At 64.6% G+C, this 25,287-nt stretch carries 17 protein-coding genes; 12 read left to right on the forward strand and 5 right to left on the reverse strand.

Features of this window, described 5'->3' with window-relative positions:
- The first annotated feature begins 137 nt into the window (after window positions 1-137).
- The 5 genes from glk to GJ668_RS03390 are packed head-to-tail and all read left to right on the forward strand — an operon-like array spanning window position 138 to window position 8,567.
- On the forward strand, window positions 138-1,118 hold the full coding sequence (gene glk, locus GJ668_RS03370; RefSeq protein WP_155448713.1) for a glucokinase: 981 nt from the start codon (window positions 138-140) through the stop codon (window positions 1,116-1,118).
- Window positions 1,115-2,893, forward strand: coding sequence for an autotransporter assembly complex protein TamA (locus GJ668_RS03375; RefSeq protein ID WP_155448714.1), 1,779 nt, complete (start codon window positions 1,115-1,117; stop codon window positions 2,891-2,893). The genes glk and GJ668_RS03375 overlap by 4 nt, the downstream gene beginning before the upstream one ends.
- A gap of 15 nt (window positions 2,894-2,908) precedes the next feature.
- Window positions 2,909-6,655, forward strand: a complete 3,747-nt coding sequence (locus GJ668_RS03380; protein WP_155448715.1) for a translocation/assembly module TamB domain-containing protein — start codon at window positions 2,909-2,911, stop codon at window positions 6,653-6,655.
- Between the two features lie 43 nt (window positions 6,656-6,698).
- Window positions 6,699-7,592 (forward strand): lysophospholipid acyltransferase family protein, encoded by an 894-nt coding sequence (locus GJ668_RS03385; RefSeq protein WP_484476972.1) that lies wholly within the window; start codon window positions 6,699-6,701, stop codon window positions 7,590-7,592.
- A gap of 9 nt (window positions 7,593-7,601) precedes the next feature.
- Window positions 7,602-8,567, forward strand: a complete 966-nt coding sequence (locus GJ668_RS03390; protein WP_186342853.1) for a lysylphosphatidylglycerol synthase domain-containing protein — start codon at window positions 7,602-7,604, stop codon at window positions 8,565-8,567.
- 52 nt (window positions 8,568-8,619) lie between these two features.
- Here GJ668_RS03390 and GJ668_RS03395 read toward each other — a convergent pair whose 3' ends face one another.
- Window positions 8,620-8,967: a hypothetical protein gene (locus GJ668_RS03395; protein ID WP_155448717.1), complete on the reverse strand. Its 348-nt coding sequence runs from the start codon at window positions 8,965-8,967 to the stop codon at window positions 8,620-8,622.
- A gap of 312 nt (window positions 8,968-9,279) precedes the next feature.
- On the opposite strand from GJ668_RS03395, the gene smc reads away from it, so the two are divergent.
- From smc to GJ668_RS03415, 4 genes are all read left to right on the forward strand, one after another.
- On the forward strand, window positions 9,280-12,807 hold the full coding sequence (gene smc, locus GJ668_RS03400; RefSeq protein WP_155448718.1) for a chromosome segregation protein SMC: 3,528 nt from the start codon (window positions 9,280-9,282) through the stop codon (window positions 12,805-12,807).
- Between the two features lie 87 nt (window positions 12,808-12,894).
- On the forward strand, window positions 12,895-13,755 hold the full coding sequence (gene zipA, locus GJ668_RS03405) for a cell division protein ZipA (RefSeq protein ID WP_155448719.1): 861 nt from the start codon (window positions 12,895-12,897) through the stop codon (window positions 13,753-13,755).
- The gene (gene ligA / locus GJ668_RS03410) at window positions 13,752-15,833 is read left to right on the forward strand and encodes an NAD-dependent DNA ligase LigA (RefSeq protein ID WP_186342854.1); all 2,082 of its coding nucleotides are present in this window, start codon (window positions 13,752-13,754) and stop codon (window positions 15,831-15,833) included. The genes zipA and ligA overlap by 4 nt, the downstream gene beginning before the upstream one ends.
- Complete coding sequence (locus GJ668_RS03415; RefSeq protein WP_155448721.1) at window positions 15,826-16,098, forward strand: segregation and condensation protein A; 273 nt, start codon at window positions 15,826-15,828, stop codon at window positions 16,096-16,098. Before ligA ends, GJ668_RS03415 begins: the two co-directional genes overlap by 8 nt.
- 47 nt (window positions 16,099-16,145) lie before the next feature.
- On the opposite strand, the gene GJ668_RS03420 is transcribed toward GJ668_RS03415, so the two are convergent.
- Entirely contained in the window at window positions 16,146-17,339 is a 1,194-nt protein-coding gene (locus GJ668_RS03420; RefSeq protein ID WP_155448722.1) for an alkaline phosphatase family protein, read from the reverse strand.
- A 71-nt stretch (window positions 17,340-17,410) separates the two neighbouring features.
- On the opposite strand from GJ668_RS03420, the gene GJ668_RS03425 reads away from it, so the two are divergent.
- From GJ668_RS03425 to GJ668_RS03435, 3 genes are all read left to right on the forward strand, one after another.
- Complete coding sequence (locus GJ668_RS03425; RefSeq protein ID WP_155448723.1) at window positions 17,411-19,489, forward strand: molybdopterin-containing oxidoreductase family protein; 2,079 nt, start codon at window positions 17,411-17,413, stop codon at window positions 19,487-19,489.
- Between the two features lie 28 nt (window positions 19,490-19,517).
- Entirely contained in the window at window positions 19,518-20,348 is an 831-nt protein-coding gene (locus GJ668_RS03430; RefSeq protein WP_155448724.1) for an ATP-grasp domain-containing protein, read from the forward strand.
- Between the two features lie 247 nt (window positions 20,349-20,595).
- Window positions 20,596-23,298: a chemotaxis protein CheW gene (locus GJ668_RS03435; RefSeq protein ID WP_246194612.1), complete on the forward strand. Its 2,703-nt coding sequence runs from the start codon at window positions 20,596-20,598 to the stop codon at window positions 23,296-23,298.
- 72 nt (window positions 23,299-23,370) lie between these two features.
- Here GJ668_RS03435 and amrA read toward each other — a convergent pair whose 3' ends face one another.
- The 3 genes from amrA to GJ668_RS03450 all read right to left on the reverse strand — a co-directional run bounded on the left by amrA (window position 23,371) and on the right by GJ668_RS03450 (window position 25,209).
- Window positions 23,371-23,997 carry an AmmeMemoRadiSam system protein A gene (gene amrA / locus GJ668_RS03440; protein WP_425482469.1) on the reverse strand — a complete coding sequence of 209 codons (627 nt, stop codon included), beginning with the start codon at window positions 23,995-23,997 and terminating at the stop codon, window positions 23,371-23,373.
- On the reverse strand, window positions 23,984-24,787 hold the full coding sequence (gene amrB, locus GJ668_RS03445; RefSeq protein WP_155448727.1) for an AmmeMemoRadiSam system protein B: 804 nt from the start codon (window positions 24,785-24,787) through the stop codon (window positions 23,984-23,986). Before amrB ends, amrA begins: the two co-directional genes overlap by 14 nt.
- A gap of 110 nt (window positions 24,788-24,897) precedes the next feature.
- Window positions 24,898-25,209: a hypothetical protein gene (locus tag GJ668_RS03450; protein ID WP_155448728.1), complete on the reverse strand. Its 312-nt coding sequence runs from the start codon at window positions 25,207-25,209 to the stop codon at window positions 24,898-24,900.
- Window positions 25,210-25,287 lie beyond the last annotated feature (78 nt).

Raw genomic sequence — 25,287 nt, forward strand, 5'->3', positions numbered from 1 at the left:
ATCCTGACGCTTCCGCCCGTACCCTTGCGGGTTCGGGCGGGGTTTCTTTTTGCTATGATCCCCGCCGACTGATCGCGACCCCTCATTCCCGCCGATGGTGACAGCGTGCTCGCTGTCCGGTGATTGGAGATCTGGATATGCGCTTGTTGGTAGGTGACATCGGTGGCACGAAGACGGCCCTTGGTCTGGCCGAAACGGATGGCGGCTCCGTGCGTCTTGGCGAGACCCGGCGCTATCCGAGCGCGTCCTTCGGTTCGCTCGATCAGATCGTGCAGCAGTATCTGCTCGAAACGGGCGCCAAATGCCGGTTCGCGGTCCTGGCTGTCGCCGGTCCTGTCCACGACCAGCGCTGTGAGACAACCAATCTGCCTTGGGTGCTGGACGCCGAGGCCCTGGAGCAGAGTCTCGGCCTGACCTGTGTGGAACTGCTCAACGACCTGGAGGCCATCGCCTGGGGTGTGCCCATTCTTGGCTCGGATGATCTGGCCGAGATCCATCCAGGCGATCCGGGCAGTCAGGGCAACGCCTGTGTCGTGGCCGCTGGAACCGGGCTGGGGCAGGCCGGGCTGTTCTGGGACGGGCTGCGTCACCATGCCTTTGCCACCGAGGGCGGGCATTCGGACTTCGCCCCGGCCGACGATCTGGAGTTCGCGCTGCTGACCTATCTCAAGTCGCGCTTCGGGCGCGTGAGCTGGGAGCGTGTCGTCTCGGGTCCGGGGATTACCAATCTGTTCGATTTTCTGTGTTTTCATCATGGTGTTCAGGCGCCTGACTGGCTGCAACTGGCCATCGACACCGGTGGCGACACGGCCGCGATCATCGCGCAGGCCGCCGCCGACGATCGCTGTCCGTTGTGTCGCGAGACCCTGAATCTCTTCATGCGTCTCTACGGGCGCGAGGCGGGCAATGCCGCGCTCAAGCACATGGCGCTCGGCGGGGTCTATCTGGGCGGCGGCATCCCGTTGAAGAATCTGGCCTGTTTGCGTCGTGGCGGCTTCCTGGAGGGCTTCTTCGACAAGGGACGCATGGGTTCGCTGATGCGGCGCATGCCGGTGCGTGTGATTCTGCAACCCAATACCCCGCTGCTCGGCGCGGCGCGCTTCATGGCGTTGCAATGACGGATTGGCGGCGTCGACATGGCTGGAGCCTGGTGCTCGCGCTGGCGCTCAGCTTACTCGGCGCCACGCCCGCCTGGGCGCTCAAGCTCGAAGTCAAGGTCGAGGGACTCAAAGGCGAACGCGAGGCCAATGTCCTGGCGCTGTTGAGCATCTACAACGAGCGCACCGAGGCCGGGTTGACCGCTGAGCGTGTTGAGGCCCTGCATCGTCAAGCACCGGATCAGATTCGCGAGGCGCTCGCGCCCTTTGGATGCTACCGTGTGAAGATCGAGGATCAGCTCGAACGTCCGGCGAATGGCGAGGGCGTTTGGCGCGCGCGCTATCAGGTCGAGCCGGGGGAGGCGGTGCGGATCACCACCATCGATTATCAGGTCACGGGCGAGGGTGTGACCAATCCGGTCTTTCCCAAGACCTTTCCAATGAAGGTCGGTGACGTGCTCCTGCACACTCAGTACGAAAAAGCCAAGTCCGACATCCGTTACGCTGCCACCTCAGCCGGCTATCTCGACTATCGGCTCGCTCGTCATCAGGTGCTCATCGACCCGCTGGCCTACGAGGCGCACGTTTTCTTCCATCTGGAAACCGGTCCGCAATACCGTCTCGGTGCCGTGCGTTTCAAACAGGATCTGCTCGACGAGTCGCTGCTGCAACGCTATGTCCGCTTCAAGCCGGGTGATGTCTACAATCCCGATCTCTTGCTTGGACTCCAGGGCCGTCTGCTCGGCAGCGAGTATTACAGCGATGTCGAGATCATCCCGCTGAAAGACGAACTCGGCGCCGACAACCAGGTGCCGATCGAGGTCGTGGCCGAGCGCAACAAGGCCAACAAGTACCGAATCGGTCTGGGCTTCGCCACTGATGTCGGGCCGCGTCTGACCCTGGACTATCGTCGCCGCTATATAACGTCCCGTGGACACAAGCTGCGCACCGCGCTGAGTGTGGCGCCCGCGTTCTCGCAGTGGGAACTGGACTATCGCATCCCGATTCAAGACCCGACCCGTGACTACATCATCATCAAGCCGCTTTCGAACTACTATGACACGGCCGCCTACCAGGGCTGGATCCATAGCCTCCAGGCGGCACACTCGACCCTGAGTGCGCGCGGCTGGCGGCGCAACATCGGCCTCGACTATCGCTACGAGGATCTCAGTGTCAATGAAAATACCATGGGTGCAACCAACGAACTGGCCCCCAACGCCTCCTGGTCCAAGACGGTCGCCGATGATCCAGTCTTCACCAATGACGGCTATCGGCTCAAGTACAGCCTGGTCGGGGCTGTACAGGGCGTGGTCTCGCAGGCGTCCTATCTGAGCGGTCAGGTTCAGTTCAAGTGGATTCGGCGCTTTGCGACCAACTATCGCTTCATCACCCGCGCCGATCTGGGGGCGACCTGGGCCGATAGCGTCACGGATCTGCCCGCGAGCCGGCGCTTCTATGCCGGTGGCGACAACTCTATCCGTGGCTGGGGCTTCGATACCCTGGGACCGACCGACCCGCTCACCGACGATACGATCGGCGGGCGCTATCTGGCCGTCGGCAGCCTGGAGCTGGAGCGCCGGATCAAGGGTCCGTGGAGCGCGGCGATCTTCACCGATTTCGGCAATGCCTTCGATCCTGATTACGCGCAGGAATTGGCCCAGAGCGCCGGCATGGGGGTGCGCTGGGCGTCGCCGATCGGTCAGGTGCGTTTAGATCTGGCTTTTGAGCTGACCAAGAACTCAGACGATGGCGTGCCGCCGGCCCGGCTGCATATCGTCATCGGGCCAGACCTCTAGACGAGCGCGCAACCGATGGATGACACCAAGACACCCGCGACCGAACCGGAACAGGCCGTGCCAGCCTCCAGGCCGCGCCGCCGACGTTGGCTCGGCTGGCTGGCTGGCTCACTGCTGGCGCTGGTGCTGATGCTGGCGACCGGGGTTGGTGTGCTCCTCGGCACCCAGAGCGGACTGCGCTGGGGCCTGGAGCTGGCGCAGCGTCTCGCGCCCGAGACCCTGAGCGTCGGCCAGATCGAGGGGCGCGTGCGCGATCGTCTGCGACTGTCGGACCTGACCGTGACGCTGCCGACACTGAACCTGCATTTTGGCCTAATTGAGCTGGATTGGTCGCCGCGCATGCTCCCGACGGGTGTTCTCGCCGTCAAGCGTCTGGCTGTCAGTGACCTGGACGTGGCGCTGGCGCCTAAGACCGAGGAGGACGACGCGCCGCTGACCCTGCCCGCGATCGTCCTGCCGCTCGGCGTCGAGGTCGGGGAGATCCATCTGGAACGTTTGCGAATCCTGACGATGGGTGTCGAGAAACCGCTCTTTGCCCTGGAGTCGGCGCGGCTCGTCGACAGCCGTTTCGCCGGTGGCGAGCTGGATCTCGGGCGCTTGGACGCGCGTCTGCTCGATCCCGCCTTGAGCGCCAGCCTTCGTGGACGGGCGACCCTGACCGAGCACTATCCGCTCGATCTCGACCTCGATTGGGCGCTGAGCCTGCCGCCGGAGGCGCGTCTCGCGGGCGCAGGCCGGGTGAGCGGCGATCTGCAACGGCTCGCGCTGACCCAGACCCTGAGCGGTTCGGTCGAGGCTGAACTGACAACCGAGGTGCGCGACCTGCTCGGTACGCTGGGCTGGGATGGTCAGCTCAACGTCGCGCGGGTCGATCTGCCAAGCTTCCAGGCGGATCTGCCGCCGATCGAGGTTCAGGCGCGGCTCAAGACCCAGGGTACGCTCGCTGAGGCGGCGCTCTCGGGGACGCTCGACGCGCACGCACCGGACCGACCCGAGTTCGGACAGCCGGCCCTGGCGCTCGATCTGCTGTGGACAGAGAAGCGGCTGATGGTCCGCACGCTGGAGCTGAACGAGCCGGTCTCAACAGCCGATCTACGGCTCCAGGGCGAACTGGACCTGAGCCAGGAGCCGAGCCGCTTCGCCCTGGAGGGCGATTGGAAACGGCTGCGCTGGCCGCTGAGCGGCGAGCTGATCGCCGAATCCAACGAGGGCGCACTAACGGCTTCGGGCAGCTTCGAGTCGTTCGTCTATCAGCTGTCCGGGCAGGTCGCCAGCCCCGGCGCCCCGAGCGCTGGCATCGCCCTGATCGGGCAGGGGACAGCCACTGGAACCGTGCTCGAATCTTTCGCGCTCGACACGCTCGATGGGCGTCTGGAGGGCGCGGGCACGCTGACCTGGGCGCCGGAGCTGGCCTGGGATCTGAGCCTGGGCGCAACGAATCTGAATCCAGGCGTCTATGTGCCCGACTGGCCCGGACGCATCGATGGACGCCTGACCAGCCAGGGGACGCTCGGCGACGATGGTCCCAGGCTGACCGCTGTGATCGAGACGCTGAGCGGGCGTCTGCGCGATTATCCGATCGCCGCCAGCGGCCAGGTGCGCATGGAGGGCGATAGCCTCCAGGTCGAAGGATTGAGTGCGGCCTCCGGTCCCAGCCAGCTGCGCGTCGATGGACGCCTCGATCAAAGCCGGCTGGATCTCAGCTTCGCGCTCGACTCGCCTGATCTGGCCAACCTCTGGCCCGAGGCACGGGGGCGCTTGACGGCGACCGGTCGCGTTCAGGGGACGACCGAAGCCCCGCGCGTGACGTTCGATCTCAACGGCGACCAGATGGTCTTGGCCGAGAACGCACTCGCTGAGTTGCGTGGCACAGCCGATCTGGATCTGGCCCCGAGCGGACGCTTCTCACTCCAGCTCAGGGGTCGCGATCTGGTCGCCGGCGGAATGAGCTGGAGCGGACTGGAACTGCGCGGCGATGGACAGATGAGCGATCATCGGCTCTCGGCGCGGCTCACGGGCCAACCGCTCGGACTCAGCCTGGAGGCCACGGGCGCACTCGCCGAAGGTGGCAGCTACAGCGGTCGGGTGTCGTCGCTGCAACTCGACAGCCAGGATTGGGGCACCTGGTCGCTTCAGCGTCCGCTGCCCCTGACGCTCGATGGCGAGCGAATCGTCGCCGGACCCCTGTGTCTGCGCCAAGCCGCCCAGGGCGCGGGTGGTTGTGTCGGCTTCGAGCAGACGGCCGCCGGGCGCTGGGCTGCCGAACTCGATCTGGACCGGCTCGATTTTGCCTTGCTCAAGGATCTGCTGCCCGAGACCCTGATTGCCGAGGGTGCCGGGCGGATCAAGGGCCGCTTCCAGGCCAATGGCGCCATCCTGAGCGGCACCGCCACCGCCGAGATTCCCAAGGGCCGCGTCCAGCTCGCATTCGGGAAGGGCCAGCGCGAGGAGCTGGATTTCTCCAACGCCCAACTGACGCTCAATTCGGGGGCCAATGGACTCTCGACGCGACTGGCCATCCCGCTCGCCGGCCTCGGCCAGATCGAGGCCGACCTGAGTCTTCCCGGCTGGCGTCTGGACGCTCCGGCGCGTCCGGCCCAGTCACTGCGCGGCCGGTTGCGCGCCGAGATCCGTGATCTGACGCCCCTGGCCAGTCTGGCGCCCGACATCAGTGGACTCAAGGGGCGCATCGAGACCGATCTGACGCTGGGCGGTACCCTCAGTCAGCCTGGTGTCAGCGGACGCTTCGAGGTCAAGGACGTGAACTTTCAGCTCCCCTTGCTGGCGCTCAAGGTCAAGGACATGACCATCAGCGCCCGCGCGCCTTCATTCCAGAGCTTCGACATCCGTGGCACGGCCAACCTTGGCGGCGGCCAACTGACGCTGACCGGATCGGGAGGCACCGACGGCGCGGGGCCGACGGCCAGGCTGCGTATTGAAGGTGAAAAGCTCAAGCTCGCCGACACCAAGGAGTATTTCGTGCGTCTCTCGCCGGGTATCGACATCGAGGTCAGTCCCGGCGGCGCGGTCGTGCGCGGCGAGATTCGTGTTCCCGAGGCCCGCATCCGTCCACGCTCACTGCCGACCGGCACCGTCTCGCCATCGAGCGACGTGGTGCTCGAAACCAAGGAGCGCGGCACAGCCTTCCCCGTCACGCTCGACCTGCGTCTGGTGTTCGGCAACGAGGTCACGATCGACGCCTTCGGCGTGCGCGGGCGTCTCTCGGGCGCTCTGCGCGTCCTGCAGAATCCGGGACGCGACATGCTGGGCGACGGTCAGTTACAGATCACCGAGGGGCAATACCGGCTCAGTGGCGGCTTTGGGATCGCGGCTGAACTCGGCGCGCCGCTGACCATCACTCAGGGGCGGCTCATCTATGCCAAGAGTCCGATCGGCAATCCGGGGTTGTTGCTCCAGGCCGAGCGCGAGGGCGGCGACACCACCGCCGGAGTCCGGGTGATCGGCACGCTGCGTACTCCCAAGATGACCTTTTTCTCCGACAGTGATCCAGGCATGACCCAGGCCGATATTACCAAGTATCTCATGACCGGCATCCCGCCCTCGGCCAATGACCGGACCGAGCAGGCGGGGTTGACGGTTGGGACCTATATCGCCCCCAAGATCTATATGGAATATGAAAGCGGACTCGGCGACGAGCCCAACAAGGTCAAGCTGCGCTACGACGTCTCCAAGCACATCGAATTTCAGAGCGAAAATGGCGAGAGTCAAGGTGCCGACATCTTCTTCAAATTCGAAAACTGATCGGTCACTCTGGCATCCGCGCACCTGGCCGAGCTGGCTGGGAGTGTGGCTGATCCAGGCGTTGGGCTGGCTGCCGTTTCCGCTTCTCTGGGCGCTTGGTTCGGTGCTCGGGCGTCTCGGGTATCTGCTGGCCGGCTCGCGGCGTCTGGTCGCGCGGCGCAATCTGGAGATCTGCTTTCCGGAGATCACGGGTTCGGCACGCGAGCGCCTGCTGCGCACCCATTTCGGCTGGCTCGGGGTGGCCGCGTTCTGTCAGGGCTTCGGCTGGAGCGCCTCGCGTGCCCGGCTGGCACGTCTGGTGCGCCTGCGCCACCGTGAGCGCGTCGATGCCTGCCTCGCTGAGGGGCGGCCGGTGATCATTCTGCTGCCGCATTTCGTCGGACTGGAACTCGGTGGTCAGGCTTTTTCGGCGTTGGTGCATTCGGGCATCTGCATGTACCAGAAAATCCGCAACCCGGTGGTCGAGCACCATGTCAAATGCACGCGCCACCGCTTCGGCGGCATCTCGATCGAGCGCCAGGACGATCTGCGCGGACTGATCCGCGAAGTCAAGCGCGGCACACCCTTTTTGTATCTGCCCGATCAGGATGGCGGGCGACGTGGGATCTTCGTACCCTTCTGCGGTATCCCAGCCTCGACCGTGCCCATGCTCGGGCGTTTTGCGGCCATGACGAACGCTGTGGTCATTCCGACCTTCCCGCGCTTTCTGCCCAGAGGTCAGGGCATGGAGCTGATCTTCGATCCGCCACTCGACGCCTTCCCGAGCGACGATCCGGAGCAGGATACAGCCCGCATGAATCAGGTCATCGAGTCCCGCTTGCGCGACATGCCGGAGCAATACTTCTGGGTCCATCGTCGCTTCAAGACCCGACCGCCGGGGGAGGCGTCCATCTATCCGCCGAAGTGTAAAAAACGTCGCGCGGGCACCAAAAGATAGGTCACAGCCGTGTTCGAGATCGACAGACGCGATTGGCGTTGGGGCCGCGCGCGCGACTGGCTGCTCGGTGCAACACTGTTACTGGGGCTGGTGATTGCCGTTGAGTTCATGGTCGGCTGGGGACCGCTGCTGGCGCCCTGGCACGAACTCTCGCCCTGGCTGCTCGCCTGGCTGTTCCTGCTCACGGCCCTGAGCTATGGACTGCGCGCGCGGCGGGTGAGTGAGTATTTCGGCGCCCGTCTCGCCGGGCGCTTCCCGACTGTGCTGCGGCTGAGCATTCTGCACAACACGGCCAACAATCTGCTGCCGATGCGCACGGGCGAGCTGGTCTTTCCCTGGCTGATGCGACGCTATTTCGGACAGGGCCTGTTGGACTCGGGAGCCGCACTGCTCTGGATCCGGCTGCTCGATCTGCATTTCCTGGCGCTGATTGCGCTGTTGATCCTTGAACTCGGTCATCCATCCTGGCTCTGGTGGCTGGCGGGCGGACTCTGGATGGCGGGGCTTGGCGTGTTGATCCTGCTGTCCGGCCTGGGCGACTCAGCCGTTCTGGCCGGTCCGGGTCGCGTGCGCTCGATCACGCGCCGGGTACTCCAGGCCGCGCCGCGTGATCCCTGGCTGATCGCACGCGTCTATGGCTGGACGGCCCTGATCTGGACTCTGAAGTTCGCGGCCTTCACCAGTCTGCTCAAGTTCTTCCTGCCAACGGATGTCTGGCGGCTGCTAGCCGGCGTCATGGGCGCCGAACTCTCCAGCGTGCTGCCCTTTCATGGCATCGCAGGGTCCGGCAGCTATGAGCTGGCGGCGGTCGCGGCCCTGACACCGCTCGGGGTCGAGCCGAAGCCGGCGCTCGCCGGCGCGGTCAATCTGCATCTGTTCCTGCTCGGCAGCACGCTGCTGCTCGGCGCGCTGGCCTTTTTACTGCCGGGTGGTGGTGCGGCGTGCTCTCAGGTGAACGCCAAGTCAAGTGCCTGAGAGGCTGGCAGCCGTGATGGGCCGAGCGTTGCTGGTCCCGCTCGGCCGTGGTTCAGGCCAGGCGACGCGCCATAGGCGGCTCGTACCACGGTTCAGGGCGCCGGCGTTGAAACTTGGCCTGCTCAGGATTCTCGCGCAGGTCGAGCGAATTGAGATACCGCCAGACGCAGCTTGCGAAGAAGTAGGCGTCTTCCTGGAGGAATTCCAAGCGCGCGACCGTCGTGTAATGCCGTCGAATAGTGTCAGCATGTCGAGCCGCAAACTCATCTTCGGATAGCCGGCGATCGCTTGTCAGTGCTGATTTGATATCTGGGATCATCGCCAGATCATCAAAAAAAGCCCCACCGATACGAATTTTCTCCACCATGATCCGTCCTCCAGAGATCTTTAAGAAAATCATGATTTTCTTATTTTATTGTATTGATCTGTCATGCTTTTTTGTGGCAGGCTGAATTCTTCCTCGGACGCATTGATGAATAACTTCGATTTAAATCCATGTCAATAGCCAGTGAATTCACGCATGATCTGTAGCGTAAATTGTGAAGCACGTCACAGTGTTTGAATTGCCACGGAATGATGACAAATCTTTAGGGTTGAACACGAAAAGATCCATGTGCCACGGCCGTCCCTGTCGACTGGAGGCCGTCGACTCAGCACGGTATGCTCCACCCTTTGAATCCACTGGAATCCAAGTCATGGGCAGACCGACCCGATGAGACTCGAGCGCATCAAGCTCGCCGGCTTCAAATCCTTCGTCGATCCCACAACCGTCTCCTTTCCGAGCAACCTCGTCGGTGTCGTTGGTCCGAACGGCTGCGGCAAGTCCAATGTGATCGACGCCGTGCGCTGGGTGATGGGCGAGTCCTCGGCCAAGATGCTGCGCGGCGAGTCCATGGCCGACGTCATCTTCAACGGCAGCACCGGTCGCAAGCCGGTCGGCGTGGCCAGCATCGAGCTGATCTTCGACAACAGCGACGGCGGGGTCGGGGGCGAGTACGCGGCCTTCAATCAGATCTCGGTCAGACGCCAGGTCGCGCGCGACGGTCAATCCAGTTACTTTCTCAACGGCACCCGCTGTCGGCGTCGCGACATCCAGGATCTCTTTCTCGGTACCGGACTCGGGCCGCGCTCTTACGCCATCATCGAGCAGGGAATGATCTCGCGTCTCATCGAGGCGCGCCCCGAGGATCTGCGCCTCTTTCTGGAAGAAGCGGCGGGGATTTCCAAATACAAGGAGCGCCGGCGCGAGACCGAGAACCGTATCCGCCACACGCGCGAGAATCTCGACCGTCTCAACGATCTGCGCGAAGAGGTCGGCAAGCAGTTGCAGCATCTGGAGCGCCAGGCGGCGACCGCTGAGAAATACAGCCAGTTGCGCGCCGACGAACGCCGCCTGGATCTGGAACTCAAGGCACTGCGCTGGCGTGCGCTCGAGGATGAACTCCAGTCGCTGAGCCGGCGTCTGGCCGAGGCTGAGACCCAGGGCGAGGCCGGGCTGGCCCAACAGCGCCGGCTGGAAGCCGAGATCGAGTCCAAGCGCGAGGCCTACAGCGCCGCCGCCGATGACTTCAATGCCATCCAGGGTCGCTACTACGCCGTCGGTGCCGAGATCGCCCGTGCCGAGCAGGCCATCCAGTTCGCCAACGAGGAACGGGGCCGGCGTGAAGCCGAGCTGGTGCGGCTCGACCAGGAACTCTATGAGGCCGGGCAGCACCTGGAGCGCGATCAGGCGCGTCTGACCGAGATCGAGCAGGCACTCACCGTCGATGCGCCGCAGTTGGCGCAGGCCGAGTCCGAGCTGTCGGAGGCGACAGGCTCGCTCATGACGCTCGAAGATCAGCTCAAGTCCTGGGAGTCCGAGTGGGACGACTTCAATACCGAGGCGGCACGTCCATCCGAGCAGGCGCAACTGGAGCGGGCGCGACTCACCGCGCTGGAGCAGGCCCAGGGACGCGAGTGCGAGCGCCGGCGACGCATCGAGGAGGAACGCGCGCGTCTCGATGACGCAGATGTCTCGGCGCGTCTGGAGGAGCTGAGCGAGCGCGAGTCTGTCCTCGACGAGCGGATTGCGGCGCTGGAAGACGAACGCGACACCGTGCTCGGCACCCTGGCCGGGCACGAAACCGCCTTGCGTGCGCTGGCCGATGCGCTCGATCAGGTCCGCACCCGCCTGCGCGAACACAAGGGCCGTCTGGCCTCGCTGACGGCCTTGCAGGAATCCGCGCTGGCCGATACCGACCTCGAACGCCGCGACTGGTTGTCGAACCGGGGACTGACGAGCGCACCGCGTCTGGTCGAGCGGCTGCGGGTTGAGTCGGGCTGGGAGCGTGCGGTTGAGATCCGTCTGGGCACGGCCCTGCGCGCCGTGACGGTCGAGACACTGGAGGCGGTGGTCTCTGACACCGACGCGCTGCCGCCGGGTCTGGTGCTGCTCGAAACGGCGGCGACGGACGACTTACTCGACCCCGATACTCACGCTGATCCAGAGAGCGACGATCAGCGGCTCGGCCAGCGTGCGCAGGCGCCCTGGCCAATCACCGGATTGCTCGGTCCGACACGCACGGCCGCACATCTGAGCCAAGCGCTCGCTGCGCGTCATGCCCTGAGCCTCGACGCGACCCTGATCACGCCCGAAGGCATCGAGGTCGGTCGCAACTGGCTGCGCATTCCGGAGCCGGATGGCGCCTCGGGTGTGCTGGAGCGCGCCGAGACCATCACCGCGCTCGAATCCGAGCTGGCCGCGCTTGCCGACGAGGAAGCCGGGCGGCTGAACGATGAGCAGAACCTCCGCGACACGCGCACCGCATCCGAACAGCGCCGTCTCGCGCTCGAATCCGAACTGGCGGGCCTTGCGCGCGAGCGCTCGTCCTTGCGCTCCGAGCTGAGCGCCCTGCGGACCCGACTCGAACATCAGGCCGAGCGCCGGCGCGCGCTCGATGACGAATGGGCCGAGCTTGAGCGCCAGGGCGCTGAGTCGCTGGCCGAAATGGAGGACACGCGCGAACGTCTGCACGACTGGCTGGAGCAGATGGAGACCCTGGCCGAGCGCCGGCTGTCGTTGGAGCAGGAGCGCACCCGGCTGCGCACCCAGGTAGCCGAGGGGCGCGAGCGCGAACGCGCCTGTCGTGACCGAGCACAGACGTTCCGCATCCAGGTCGAATCCAACCGCGCCGCGCGCGAGGCGACCCGTCAAAGCCAGACGCGCGCTCAGGCGCAGCAGGTGCAATTGCTCGACCGGCGCGATGAGTTGATGATGGCGCTGGAGGAGGGCGTCGAGCCGCTGGCTGAGCAGCGCGAGCGTTTGGACGAGCAACTCGTGCTCCAGGTCGAGGTCGAGGACGCCTTGACCGAGGCCCGCCAGCGCCGCGAGTCGCTTGAGTCCGGGGTGCGCACGCTGGAGCAGGCGCGGCAGCGCACCGAGCAGGAGGTCCGCGACGGCCAGCGCGGTCTGGACGCCCTGCGGCTGGAGCGTCAGGAGCGTCTGGTGCGCCAGCGCACGCTCGAAGAGCAGTTCGTCGAGCAGGGCGCCAACCAGGGCGTCATTCTGGAGTCACTCGACCCGGCGGCGACCGAGAGTGTCTGGCAGGAGGAACTGACTAAGATCGGTGCGCGCATCCAGCGTCTGGGCGCGGTCAATCTGGCGGCCGTCGAGGAATTCAAGGAACAGTCCGAGCGCAAGACCTATCTGGACACCCAGCACGACGACATCGCCCATTCGCTGGAGACCCTGGAGCAGGCGATCCGCAAGATCGACCGCGAAACGCGCAGTCGCTTCAAGGACACCTACGATCAGGTCAACCACGGCTTTCAGCAGCTCTTTCCTCGTCTGTTCGGCGGCGGGCACGCCTATCTGGAACTGACCGACGAGGATCTGCTCGAAACCGGCGTGAGCGTCATGGCCCGTCCGCCTGGTAAGCGCAACTCCAGCATTCATCTGCTCTCGGGCGGCGAGAAGGCCCTGACCGCCGTGGCCCTGGTCTTTGCCATCTTTCAGCTCAACCCGGCGCCCTTCTGTATGCTCGACGAGGTCGACGCGCCGCTCGACGATGCCAATGTCGGGCGCTTCTGCGAGCTGGTGCGTGCGATGTCCGAGCAGGTGCAATTCATTTTCATCAGTCACAACAAGGTGACCATGGAGATCGCGCATCATCTGCTGGGCGTGACCATGCACGAGCCGGGCGTCTCGCGTCTGGTCAGCGTCGATGTCGACGAAGCCGTGCGGCTGGCGGCGGTATCCTGATGTCCCATCTTGGACGATACAGCCTCAACGGGCATTGTTATACTTGCGGCCCGACATCATAAAAATTCAAACACAACTAGCATTCGAATGGACGCCAGCACTATCCGCCTGATTCTGATCGTCGTGGGAGCCATCCTGATCGTGGCGCTCTATCTGTGGGAGCGGCATCGCGAGCGCAAGGACGGCTATTCCGACGACTACGAAGACGAGTATCTGTTCGAGGAAGCCGGTGCGGACGAGCCTTATGGCGTGCGCCCGAACCGTCATGAACCCGTGTTCGATCATGACGACGACGACGAGCCGCCCGAGGAGATCCCCGCACCGAAGCCGTCGCGCGCCAAGTCCGGATCGCGTGCGCGAACCGCTCCCGAACCCGAGCCGCCGCCGGAACCTCGGATCGAACCCGAACCCGAGCTAGAGCCGCTTGTCGATGAACCCGAGACCGCTCCAGCCGCGCCGGTGGCCGCCAAAGCACCCAAAACAACGTCCAAGCCGCGCCGCGAGGTCTCGGTGGCCAATCCGCTGCTGATCCAGTTGACTGTCAGCGCGCGCCGTTATCCGTTCAGGGGGCCGGAGATCCTGGAAGTGGCGGCGGGTTGCGGACTCTATCCGGGCGAAATGGACATCTTCCACTGTCTCGACGAGTTCGAGGACGAGGTTCGGGTCTATTTCAGCATGGCCAACATGGTCAAGCCGGGGCGTTTCGCTTTCGATGACATGGAGTCATTCTCGACCCCTGGGCTGGTGCTCTTCGCTCAGCTGGAAGGCGATCCCGAGGATATGACCATCCTCGACGAGATGGTGGCCACGGCACGCAAGCTGGCCCTATCGCTCAATGGCGATGTGCTCGACGAGACGCGCCGGCCGCTGACGGTCAAGAAAGAGGAAGATCTGCGCCAGGCTGTGACCGACAACGAGCTGCGCTGGAAACGGACCCCGCGACGGTGACGCGCCCGGAGGCCGTCCAGCGCATCGAGGCGCTGCGCGCCGAGATTCGCCATCACAATCATCGCTACTACGTACTCGACGATCCGGAGATCCCGGACGCCGAGTACGATCGGCTCTTCGCTGAACTCCAGGCGCTCGAACGCGAATATCCCGAGCTGATCACGCCTGACTCGCCCACCCAGCGCGTCGGCGCCGAGCCGCGTCCGGAACTCGGCGAAGTGCGTCATGCCGTCCCCATGATCTCGCTCGATAACGCCATGAGCGACGAGCGGCTGGTCGAGTTCCATCGTCGTATCACAGCCGCTCTGCCCGAACTCGATCCCGTGCTCTACACCGCCGAACCCAAGCTCGACGGGCTGGCCATCAGTCTGCGCTATGAGTCCGGCACCCTGGTTCTGGCCGCAACCCGTGGCGATGGCACTCAGGGTGAGGACGTGACCCATAACGCGCGCACCATCCCCAATGTTCCGCTGCGGCTCTTGGGCGAGGATTGGCCCGAGGTGCTGGAGGTGCGCGGTGAGGTCTATATGACCCGCGCCGGATTCGCCCGCCTCAACAGGCAATTGGAGGCGCGCGGTGAGCGTCTGTTCGCTAATCCGCGCAATGCCGCTGCCGGCAGTCTGCGCCAGCTCGATCCGCGTCTCACCGCCCGGCGTCCGCTGCGTTTTTGCGCCTATGGCTGGGGTGAATACTCAGGTGACAGCGGCGCGAGCCAGTTCGCGCTGCTTCAGCGTCTGGCGGCCTGGGGTGTGCCGATCTCGCCCGAGCAGCGGCTCGTGACCGGACTCGATGGCTGTCGCGCCTATTTCGAGGATCTCGGACAGCGACGCGAGACGCTCGATTACGACATCGACGGCGTGGTCTTCAAGCTCGACCCGCTTGCCGCCCAGGCCGAATTGGGGGCTACGGCCCGCCATCCGCGCTGGGCGGTCGCACGCAAGTTTCCGGCCCAGGAGGCGCTGACCGAGGTCGAGGCGGTCGAGTTCCAGGTCGGGCGTACCGGCGCCGTGACTCCGGTGGCGCGACTGCGTCCGGTTCAGGTTGGCGGCGTAACCGTTTCCAACGCCACGCTGCACAATTTCGACGAGATTCGACGCAAGGACGTCTGGATCGGGGATACGGTCACTGTGCGTCGCGCCGGGGATGTCATCCCCGAGATTGTGCGCGCGCTTGTCGAGCGCCGTCCGGACACAGCGCGGATGGTCGAGCGGCCGATCCACTGTCCGGTCTGCGGCTCGGATGTGATCCGACCGGAGGGCGAGGCAGTTGCGCGCTGTAGCGGCGGACTCTGGTGCCCGGCACAGCGCAAGGAGGCGATCCGGCATTTTGCTTCGCGCCGGGCGCTGGATATCGAGGGGCTGGGCGAAAAGCTCATCGAGCAGCTCGTCGATCTGGAATGGGTGCGCGAGCCGGCTGATCTCTATCGTCTGAGCGCCGAGCGGTTGGCCCAACTGGAGCGTATGGGCGAGAAGTCAGCGGCCAATCTGATCGCGGCGTTGGAGCACAGCAAACGGACGACCCTGGCGCGCTTCGTCTTCGCGCTCGGTATCCGCGAGGTCGGCGAGACTACGGCGCAACTGCTGGCGGAGCATGTCGGCGGGATCGAGGCGCTGATGGCGGCGAGCGTCGAGGATCTGGTCGCGATCAAGGGTATCGGTCCGGTGATGGCGGCGCATCTGGTCAGCTTCATGGCGCAGTCCCACAACCGCGAGGCGATCGCGCATCTGCTCGCGGCCGGGATCGACTGGCCGGCGGTCGAGCGGCCCGCGTCCGTGACGCCGGCGGCCGCGCCCCTGGCGGGCAAGACCTTCGTTATCACGGGTACGCTGAGTCAGCAACGCGAGGTGTTCGCAGCACGGTTGCAGGGACTCGGCGCCAAGGTGACGGGCAGTGTCTCCAAGAAGACCGACTATCTGCTGGCGGGCGCGGAGGCTGGCTCGAAGCTGGCCAAGGCCGAGACGCTGGGCGTGACCGTGATCGACGAGGCCGGACTCGAATCCTTGATCGCGCGGCTCCAGGCGCCACATGGAGACGATGGCCGTTCAGACACACTACAACCGGGGGCACTCCATGACTGATTTATCGAAGGAACAACAGATTATGATCGCCATGCGCAAGACGCTGACAGCGATCGTCAAGGATGTCACGCCACCGCCCGGGATGCGTCATCCGCTCTCGGACGCGACCATCCAGCAGGTGCGCCAGTGTCTGGGTCTGATCGCCGAGCGCGAGCAGGAGCTGGCCGAGGAGCAGGGGCGGGGTGGTGAGCGGCCCTACTATGCCGATGAGCCGCAGGACGTGCAGCTCGTCGCGTTCGAGACGCTCAAGCGTCGGCCTAATTGAGCTGATCTGGTTCTTCGTACTCGCCTCGGGACTCGTTGCCGCACCATCTACAGCTCAAACAGACACAGAGGCACCCGCAGTTCCGATTCACTCAGACCCCCATGAACGCCGATATGGACATGCGGTGTTTCGAAGGGCAGGGTTTGGCGCAGGACGTGCCGCGCGCGCGGCAGCAGACAGTAATCGCCGACCCGATCGCGGATGTGCGGGTGCGCCGGCCCCGGACCGAGCAGGCCGTCCGCGATCACCTGTCGGCTTGGGATCAGTTCGACCAGTCCACCCAGCTCGCTAGCGCAATAGTCCTCGAAGCGCCGCGCGCTGTCGGCACGGACCGTCGCCCAGGACGCGCGCGGCTCGCCGCACAGCGGCAGCGTCAGACACTCGACCAGCTCGGGATGATTGGCGAGATCGATGACATCCTCGGGCTGGATGTCGATCTGACCATGATCGGCGCAGACCAGCAGCACCGTATCCGTCCCCGCCGCCGCACTCAGAAACGCCTCCAGTGCCTGTTCGATCTCAGCCAGATGGGCGAGGGCTGCGGCGCTCTCCATGCCATGCTCATGCCCGATCGAATCGAGCCTCGGCCAATAGAGATAGAGATACTGCCGCTCGCGTCGCTGAGGCGAGCGCCCCCAACGCTTGCGCGGCCGGATCACTCGCCACGTCTGTTGGAACATCTCGTCCAGCGACTCGAAGGGCCGCACCTCGCCGCGCCCCAGATGCGCGCGGTTGAAGTCCGAATAGGCAATGAAGCGCGGCGAAACAGTGATGCCGCGCGTGCCGATGCGGTCGAAGATCGAGCGGTGGGCGAAAAGCTGACGCGGATCAATCCCCGCCGCGCGATACGACACCCCGCCATAGCGCGGCTTGCCGGGCAGAACCGCCATCACCGATCCCAACTCGCCGAAATAGGTGAACCAGCCGGTCAGACCATGCTGAAGCGGCGACAGTCCAGTCAGATAGGTCGGGATCGCCGAGGCCGTAGTTGTTGGGAACACTGAGCTGATCGCGCCCCAACGCGCTCGGCTGAGCACGCCATCCGGCGCCTGTCGTTCCAGCCAGTCGGCGCCCAGTCCGTCGATGACCAGCAGCACCAGATTGGTCGCGCACGTCAGAGTGTCCAGCCCCAGTCCGGCCAGCGGCGGATGCTCGCACCGTCCGCCGCGCGCCTGGATCACAGTGCTCATCAGATTCAGCAGGCCGTGGCCGCTGTAGTCGGGTCTAGGCTTGGTTTCCATGAATCGGACGTCATGTTGAGGACCATTCCGCATGAAACCACGAACCCCCATCGTCGCGCGAGACCATCGAGATGCCCACCAAGCCCAGCACCTGCTACGAATGCGATGCCAACTGCCCGATCCAGGTCGAGTTCGACGACAGCGGCGAACCGATCGCCGTCCAGGGGCCGGACTGTCCGCGCTGCTACGCCCAACTCGACCGGCGCAATCATCCCGAGCGTTTGCTCTATCCGCTCAAGCGGGTCGGACCGCGCGGCAGCGGCCAGTTCGAACGCATTTCCTGGGACGAGGCACTCGACACCATCGCTGAACGGCTCAGCGCCACCCGTGACGCCCATGGCGCGCCGGCGGTGGCCTTCTTCGCCGGCTATACCAAGGAAGCGCGTCCCCAACTCCAGCGGCTTGCCCACGCCTTTGGTTCGCCCAACTATCTGACTGAGAGCGGCTGCTGTTTCTCCGCGACCATGGTGGCCGAGAAGGTCACCTTCGGCTACAAGATCAAGACCACCTCGACCGTGGTCTCGCCCAAGACGCGCTGTCATCTGATCTGGTCGACCAATCCGCGCGGCTCGATCCCGCCGTTCGACACCCATGGTCTGGTCACGCTCAAGCCCGGACGGCGCATGATCGTGGTCGATCCGCGCCGCACGCCCATGGTCGATCAGGCCGACATCCACCTCCAGATCCGTCCCGGCACCGATGGCGCGCTGGCGCTCGGCTTCCATCATCTGATCTTTGCCAATGGCTGGCAGGATCAGGCGTTCCTCGATCAATGGTGTTCGGGTGTCGAGGCGTTCAGGGACTATGTGGCCGAGTTCACGCCCGAGCGGGTGGCCTCCATCTGCGGCATCGCCGAGTCCGACCTGCGCGCGGCGGTCGAACTCTTTGCCACCACGCTGCCGGCCCAGATCACGCTCTCGCCGACCTCGACCGTTCAGCACAGCAACGGCTTCCAGAACCACCGCGCGCTCATCCTGCTCTCGGCCGTGACCGGCAATCTGGACCGCGAGGGCGGCAACCGTTTCTTCAACGACAAGGTGCTGCCCAAGCCGATCGAGCTGTTCGACTATTGTCGCAACAGCCTGCCGCCGCGCATCGGCGATGAGGTCTATCCGGTCTGGACCAAGTATTGGCCGGCGGGGCAGAGCATGCTGCTGCCCGACTGCATCCTCGATGGCCGCCCGCAGCAGGTGCGTTCCTTGCTAGCCATGGGCATCAACACCGCCATGTGGCCCAACTCCAAACGCATGGAACAGGCGCTCGGGTCGCTCGATTTCTTCGCCGCCACCGATTTTTTCCATAATCCGGCCACGCTCCAGGCCGACATCGTGCTGCCAGCGGCGACCAGTCTGGAACGCCCGGCGCTGATCGCCTATCCGGGCTGCGCCTATCAGGGCGAGCTACGCTATCGGCGTCCGGTGGTCGCGCCGCGCGGCGAGGCGCGTCCGGATGGGGAGATGTTCCTGGAACTCGGCGTGCGGCTGGGCATGGGCGAGCAGTTCTGGAACGGCGATCTGGAAGCGAGCTGGGCCGAGGCTGCTGAGGGCATCCCGGAGGAGATCCGCGAGGAGGTCTACACCAATCCCGACGGCGTCACCGTCTATGCCGAGGCGATCGAGGATCTGGTCGAGCATGGTTTTCTCGACGCTGACCGGCTCTATCGGCTGCGCGGCTTTCCGACCGCGAGCGGCAAGGTCGAGTTCGACGCCGCTGAATTGCGCGCGGCTGGACACGAGGGTCTGCCGATCTATCGCGAACCGGCGGAGAGTCCGCTCTCGACGCCTGAGATCGCCCGCGACTATCCGCTGGTCCTGACCAGTGGGGCACGCACCAAGTTCGACACCCATTCACAGCATCAGTACATCCAGCGCATGCGCCGGGCGATTCCCAACCCCTTGGTCGAGATCCATCCCCGCGACGCCGAGCCGCGCGGCATTCAGGACGGCGCGCCGGTCCAGGTCAGCTCGCCGCGCGGAGCGGTGCGTTTCGTCGCGCGCGTCACCGAGCGCATCAAGCCGGGCGTGGTCCACTGCACCCACGGCTGGAACAGCGCCAACGTCAATGAGCTGACCGATGATCGGCATCTCGATCCGATCAGCGGCTTTCCGCCGTTCAAGTCGAGCCTGTGCGAGGTCGCGTCCATAACCTAGAGCGTCGTAGACGATTGGTCCAAATCCCATGTTCATCGGAGTCCTGCCTGAACGCGCGCCGCTCTTCCAACCCACGCCGCGATCCGAGGTCGCGGTCAACGATGCCGCCGCCTGGCGGCTGAATCCCGCCCATCGGCATGTCTATGACAAGCTCGGCGTGGCGCTCGACGCCGGTCTGCGCGCCGCGCCCTGCGGGGTCGATCCGCGCGCCTTGGGTCTGGCGCCGGACGATTGGGTATTCGTCAAGCCGATCGTCAATCTGGCCGGCATGGCGCTCCAGGCGCGCGCGGTGCGTGCCGAGGCCGTCCCCAACGAACCTGGGTTGTTCTGGTGCGAGCGGCTGGAGGGCGAACACAGCAGCACCGACTGTCTGGTGCGCGAGGGCCAGGTGGTCTGGCTGGCCCATACCCGCGCCTCGGAACGCAAGGATCGCGCGCGTCCGATTTACTGGGAGGTGGGCGTCGAACGACCCGAACTCGACGTGCGCGTCCGCGACTGGGTCGAGCGTCATTTGTCGGGGTATACCGGACTCTGCAATCTGGAGCTGATCGGCGGACAGCCGATCGAGGCCCATCTGCGCGGCTCCAATGGCTTTCTCGAACTCTATGGACCGGACTTCGTGCCGGCCTGGGTGGCGCTCATGGACGGCGAGCCGTTCGAGGCACCGCCGCCGGTGCCAGGCGGGCTGGTGATCTCGCTCTTCGGCACCGAGCCGCTTACCGACGACCAGGCGGCGGCGCTCTCGGCGGCCGGCGCGCTCGTCCGACCCGATGCGCAGACCCCAGACCGCCACGCCGTGATCCTCTGTCCCGACAAAGCACGCGGCTTGGAATGGATCGACCGCTGGCTCACCTCCTGAAGCCGTCGATCGACACCTTGACCACCGTCTGTCGTGGCGCCAGCCCGGCTTCCAGCCAGCGCTTGGTCTGTCGGCAGGTGCAACGAATTATCCTGGTGCGAGACTTGCCTGATATTTTGATCGGGTTCCGCGCCGGTCGCGGCCAACGCTCCGGCCCGGCTAGGCCAGCTCTGCTAAGGATCTGATTGCTATGGTTAACTCGACCGCTCCTTCGCTCGCCCCCGAACCCGCCAGGGTGGATTCGCTGATGTCGCACATGCCCCAGGTTAGGGCATACAGCACCAATTTGGACGCCCTGTCCGAGCGCTGGAACTTGCTGACGCTACTCGGGCAGATGAGCAACATCGGCATGGACATGACCGAGACGCGCGAGGGTTTCCAGAATCTCACCAAGGAGCTACTCCACCATCTGGGGACGGAAAACCTCAAGAAGACGGTCGCGGAAATGCAGGCCAAGGCTCAGGTGGCGGTGGACATCGTGATCCGTAACCTGTTCGAGCGCACAGCCGACATCGGCTTTCTGGCAACGGACGACGATTTCCGCGATTTCATTGCCGCGCTCGGCACCACCGAAGACAGCGGTGCAGGTGACGACGATGGCCGCGAAGCGCGTGTCGACGGTTTTGGGCCAAGCGCCGGCACCTATCAGATGGAGGCCATCAAGAGCCGCTTTCGCGAGTATGTCGCCAAGTACTCGGTCTACGACAATATCGTACTACTGAGTCCGACCGGGCAGGTGCTCGCCCAGCTCGACGACGAGAATCCGGTCAGCCAGTCGCGCGATCCGCTGATCCGCGAGGCGATCGAGACCAGCCGCGACTACGTTGAGGTCTACCGGGCGTCGGATCTGGACCCGCGGCGGGAGCGCAGCCTGATCTATGCCTATCGCATCACCGAGAACAATTCGCCCAAGTCCAGAGTGCTCGGCGTGCTCTGCCTGATGTTCCGCTTCGAGGACGAGATGGCCGGCGTCTTCCAGCATCTGATCGCCGCCGACGGCGGGGAGGTGTTGATGCTGCTCGATCGTGACGGGCGGGTCATTGCCAGCAGCGACGAGCACCACATCCAGGTCGGTGCCCGCATGCGTCCGGAACCCGGTCTGGCCTACCGGGTCGCCCGCTTCGCCGGGCGCGAATATCTCGCCACCACCTGCGCCACCAAGGGGTATCAGGGTTATGCCGGACCCGGCTGGCTCGGTCATGTGATGGTTCCGCTGAGCTATGCCTTCGAGAAGAACCCGGAAGAAAGCGCCGATCAGATCGCCGGTCATATCCTGGACGCGGTCATGCGCCGCTCGACCCTGTTCTCGGATGCGCTGCGCAACATTCCGCGCCAGGCCGACAAGATCCAGAAAGAACTCGACGTCACTGTCTGGAACGGCAATGTCCGCATCGCCAACACCAAGTCGGGCGAGAACAGTTTCTCGAAGACCCTGCTCGGCGAGATCAGCAAGACGGGCGCGCGCACCAAGGAGGTGTTCGAGGAGTCGATCGGCAACCTGAATCAGACCGTAGTGTCCTCCATCCTCGCCGACGTGCAGTTTCGCGCCTCGCTCGCTATCGACATCATGGACCGCAATCTCTACGAGCGTGCCAACGACTGCCGCTGGTGGGCGCTCACCTCCTATTTCCGCAAGACCCTGGCCGGCGACCGGATCACCGACGAGCCGCGCGGGACTCTGGAGGCCATCCTGGCCTATATCAACAATCTTTACACGGTCTACACCAATCTGTTTCTCTACGACCGGCTCGGCACCATCGTCGCGGTATCCAATCCGGATTTCAGCCAGGCTATCGGCAGCAAGCTCGGCGAATCCTGGGTGATGGAGACCTTGGCCATCCGCGACTCCCAGATCTACAGCGTCTCGCCCTTTGCGCGAACCTGGCTCTATGGCGACCGCCACACCTACATCTACGGCGCCTCGGTGACTGCGCTCGACAATCCCCAACAGGTGGTCGGCGGCATCGGCATCGTCTTCGACTCCGAACCTCAGTTCGCCGCCATGCTGCGCGACGCCCTGCCGAAGAGCGAGCGCGGCGAGATTCTCGATGGCTGCTTTGCCGTGTTCGCCGATTCGAATCGCCAGGTAATCGCCTCGACGCGCGGGCAGATGCTACCCGGCACCAGTCTGGAGCTGGACCCGGAATTCTTCGCCCTCCAGCCCGGCGCCGGCGTATCCAACATCGTCGAGTACCAGGGCGCCTATTTCGTGGTCGGCGCGCGTGCCTCAAGAGGCTATCGCGAATACAAGGGGCCGGAAGACCATTATCGCAACGATGTGATCGCGCTCGTCTTCATGCAGATCGGTTCGGTCGCCGCTGTCGGTGGCGAGCGCCCGAGCGGACGGCACGATGGTCACCAGACTCAGCCGGAGCGCCAGCGCTATCCGCAGCCTTCGGGCAATGAGGTCACCACCGACATCTCGACCTTCCTGATCGGCGGGCGGCTGTTCGGTGTCGAATCCTGCAATGTCATCTGCTCCATCAACGACCAGCAGATCACGCCGCTGGTGTGCTCGAATCCAGGCTTCATCGGCGTCTTCTCCTACGTTGGTCAGACTGTCGGAGTCATCTCGCTGTACGAGCTTCTGGGTCTGAATGACCGGCCTTATAACCCAGACAGCGACGGCATTCTGCTCGTCAAGGTCAAGCCGCGCGCCGGTGTCCAGGAAGACGAAGGCATTCTCGGGATCGTGATCGACCGCATCATGGACAGCCCTGAGATCCCCAACCGCAGCATCGCCTGCTATGGCTCCGAGCTCGCCGGCAAATCCGTGTTGACCAAGGCCGTGGTGCGTCCCGACCTGGGCAACGAACGCTCCGCGATGCTCTCCATCCTGGATGTCGAAGGCCTTGAGGAACATGTACTCAAGGCCCGCGCCACTGGCTCGGATCATGGTCACGCCGATCGTGTCCCAGTTCTTGAGCGGGATGTGAAAAAGGGACACTGAGACAACCGCGTCTATTTCATGAAGACCAACAGGCGCTGCTTTTTGTCTTCGCGTCCAGGATGTCGTGGCGGTTCAAACGGTCTGCTGGAGTCGGCTGATTCGCTCACCGAACGACTCGGTTCGATAGCGGTCAACACGCAGACTATCCGACCAGTAACCCATCGGCAGCCCGGCCTTGCGCTTGAGATGTTCAAGGAAGTCGTGCGGATTGGGCAGTTGCTCCCAGACCGAAGGCAGAAAAGTGCCACGATGGCGGCGGTCGCTCAGAATGAGTCCGTCGACGCCCGGCCGGATCTGAGCGAGCAGATCGGCTTCGGAGTCGAACGCCAGCGGTTCGGCGGGTGTCAGGACCGAGAGTTTGAGCGTCAGCTCGGGATACTCGGCGGCACGCAGCGGCGGAAAGCGCGGATCTTCGAAGGCGGCGGCGAAGGCGTTCCGGGCCACATCCACGACCAGCGGGCGGAAGGCCTCCAGCACGCCGATGCAGCCGCGTAGATTCTCGCCATGCTCCAGCGTGACGAAGGTGGCGCGGATAGCGCGCAGCGGCTCGGGATAGTCGTGCGGGTCCAGATCCAGCGGTCGCTGATGCGCCAGTCCGTGCGTGATCGAGCGTGCGGCGATGTCGAGCAGGGCCGTGCGCTCTGTTGCGTCGTAGACGGGCCGTTCGGTCGCCGTCTCAGTCGTGTCAATGGAATGCATAGGCACCATAACCCACCACCTGATCGCGTGATCCAGCCGTATCGCCTGAGTTGCGCAGATCCAGGGTCTCGGCCCTGAGTCCGCGTCGTCGTGCCAGAGTCAGCAGACCGTTCAATGGGGCGCGGCCACAGGCTTGATCATAGCCGATCGACTCGGGACGTAGCGCCTCGATGGCCTCGGAGGTCGCGGCGTCGATGCGCTGCGCGGTGCGGTAATCCAGATAGTGCGTCAGGTCCGAGCTGACGACAATCAGCGTCTCGGGGCCGCCCCAGAGCAGATCCAGCACCTCGGCCACCGACTCGGGCGTGGCCTCGCCGACCACCAGCGGAACCAGCGTAAAGTCGTCGAGCACCTGTTGCAGGAAGGGCAACTGGACCTCCAGGCTGTGCTCCTGGGCGTGCGCGGCGTCGAGCCGTTGGACCTGCGGCAGCGTCAGGGCGCGCTCGACAGCCGCCTGATCAATGGGGATTGGTCCAAGCGGCGTAGCGAAAACATCAGCACTGCTCGCCGCCAGTCCCACAAAGGGCAGACGGTGCGATGGACCCAGCAGCACCACGCGCTGGATTTGACCGCGCACCGCAGCCAGTGTGGCATAGGCGGTGGCGGCGATGGGGCCAGAGTAAATATAACCGGCATGGGGTACGATCAGCGCCTTGGGCGGTATCGTGCCGGGCTGGAAGGATGTCGACGGATGCGGCTCGGCGAGCAGGGCATCGAGCATCCGGCGTAGCTCGGCGGGATCGCCCGGATAGAAGCGATCGGCCACGGCAGGCTGTCGAATCGTTGGCATGGGTACACCTCCTCACGCAAAGTGACTTGGAGTCGGATCGTCAGTCCCTACATGCCAAAGTATAAACCGGCGTCGGCGACGTCGAGCGTCCGCTGACACCGGATGCAGGCTTATTGATCGAGCTGTTCGACCAGCTTGGTGCAGCCGGCGGCATCCTCGACCCAGTCGATCTCGGTTTGCAGCGGCACCGACTCACCCTCGGCGCGGATGTGGGCGATGCTGGTGGCGACCAGCGCATTCAGTTCGGCCTCGTCCATCACACCCTGTCGGCGCGCGGTCTCGACGGCGAGACAGACGCCGGCCTGAGTGCCGACCACCATTCCACTCGCCGCGCCTATGTTCCAGCCGAAGGCGAGCGTCATGACGCCGCCGACGCAGGCACCGACTAAAAGGAGAATGATGGCTACAATGGTCATTCGCATATACATGGCTCCAAACTGTGACAAATCCGATGAGTCTGTCGTTGTCGAGGCGGTCGCGGTGTGCGGCCTGTTTGCCGG

The sequence above is a fragment of the Allochromatium palmeri genome (assembly GCF_009720725.1).
Taxonomy (GTDB): domain Bacteria; phylum Pseudomonadota; class Gammaproteobacteria; order Chromatiales; family Chromatiaceae; genus Thermochromatium; species Thermochromatium palmeri.

Bases quoted from the DNA above. Each gene is read 5' to 3' on its own strand.
- glk (WP_155448713.1), top strand. From the start codon at position 138: ATGCGCTTGTTGGTAGGTGACATCGGTGGCACGAAGACGGCCCTTGGT.
- GJ668_RS03375 (WP_155448714.1), top strand. From the start codon at position 1,115: ATGACGGATTGGCGGCGTCGACATGGCTGGAGCCTGGTGCTCGCGCTG.
- GJ668_RS03380 (WP_155448715.1), top strand. From the start codon at position 2,909: ATGGATGACACCAAGACACCCGCGACCGAACCGGAACAGGCCGTGCCA.
- GJ668_RS03395 (WP_155448717.1), bottom strand. From the start codon at position 8,967: ATGATTTTCTTAAAGATCTCTGGAGGACGGATCATGGTGGAGAAAATT.
- smc (WP_155448718.1), top strand. From the start codon at position 9,280: ATGAGACTCGAGCGCATCAAGCTCGCCGGCTTCAAATCCTTCGTCGAT.
- zipA (WP_155448719.1), top strand. From the start codon at position 12,895: ATGGACGCCAGCACTATCCGCCTGATTCTGATCGTCGTGGGAGCCATC.
- GJ668_RS03415 (WP_155448721.1), top strand. From the start codon at position 15,826: ATGACTGATTTATCGAAGGAACAACAGATTATGATCGCCATGCGCAAG.
- GJ668_RS03420 (WP_155448722.1), bottom strand. From the start codon at position 17,339: ATGGAAACCAAGCCTAGACCCGACTACAGCGGCCACGGCCTGCTGAAT.
- GJ668_RS03425 (WP_155448723.1), top strand. From the start codon at position 17,411: ATGCCCACCAAGCCCAGCACCTGCTACGAATGCGATGCCAACTGCCCG.
- GJ668_RS03430 (WP_155448724.1), top strand. From the start codon at position 19,518: ATGTTCATCGGAGTCCTGCCTGAACGCGCGCCGCTCTTCCAACCCACG.
- GJ668_RS03435 (WP_246194612.1), top strand. From the start codon at position 20,596: ATGTCGCACATGCCCCAGGTTAGGGCATACAGCACCAATTTGGACGCC.
- amrA (WP_425482469.1), bottom strand. From the start codon at position 23,997: ATGCATTCCATTGACACGACTGAGACGGCGACCGAACGGCCCGTCTAC.
- amrB (WP_155448727.1), bottom strand. From the start codon at position 24,787: ATGCCAACGATTCGACAGCCTGCCGTGGCCGATCGCTTCTATCCGGGC.
- GJ668_RS03450 (WP_155448728.1), bottom strand. From the start codon at position 25,209: ATGCGAATGACCATTGTAGCCATCATTCTCCTTTTAGTCGGTGCCTGC.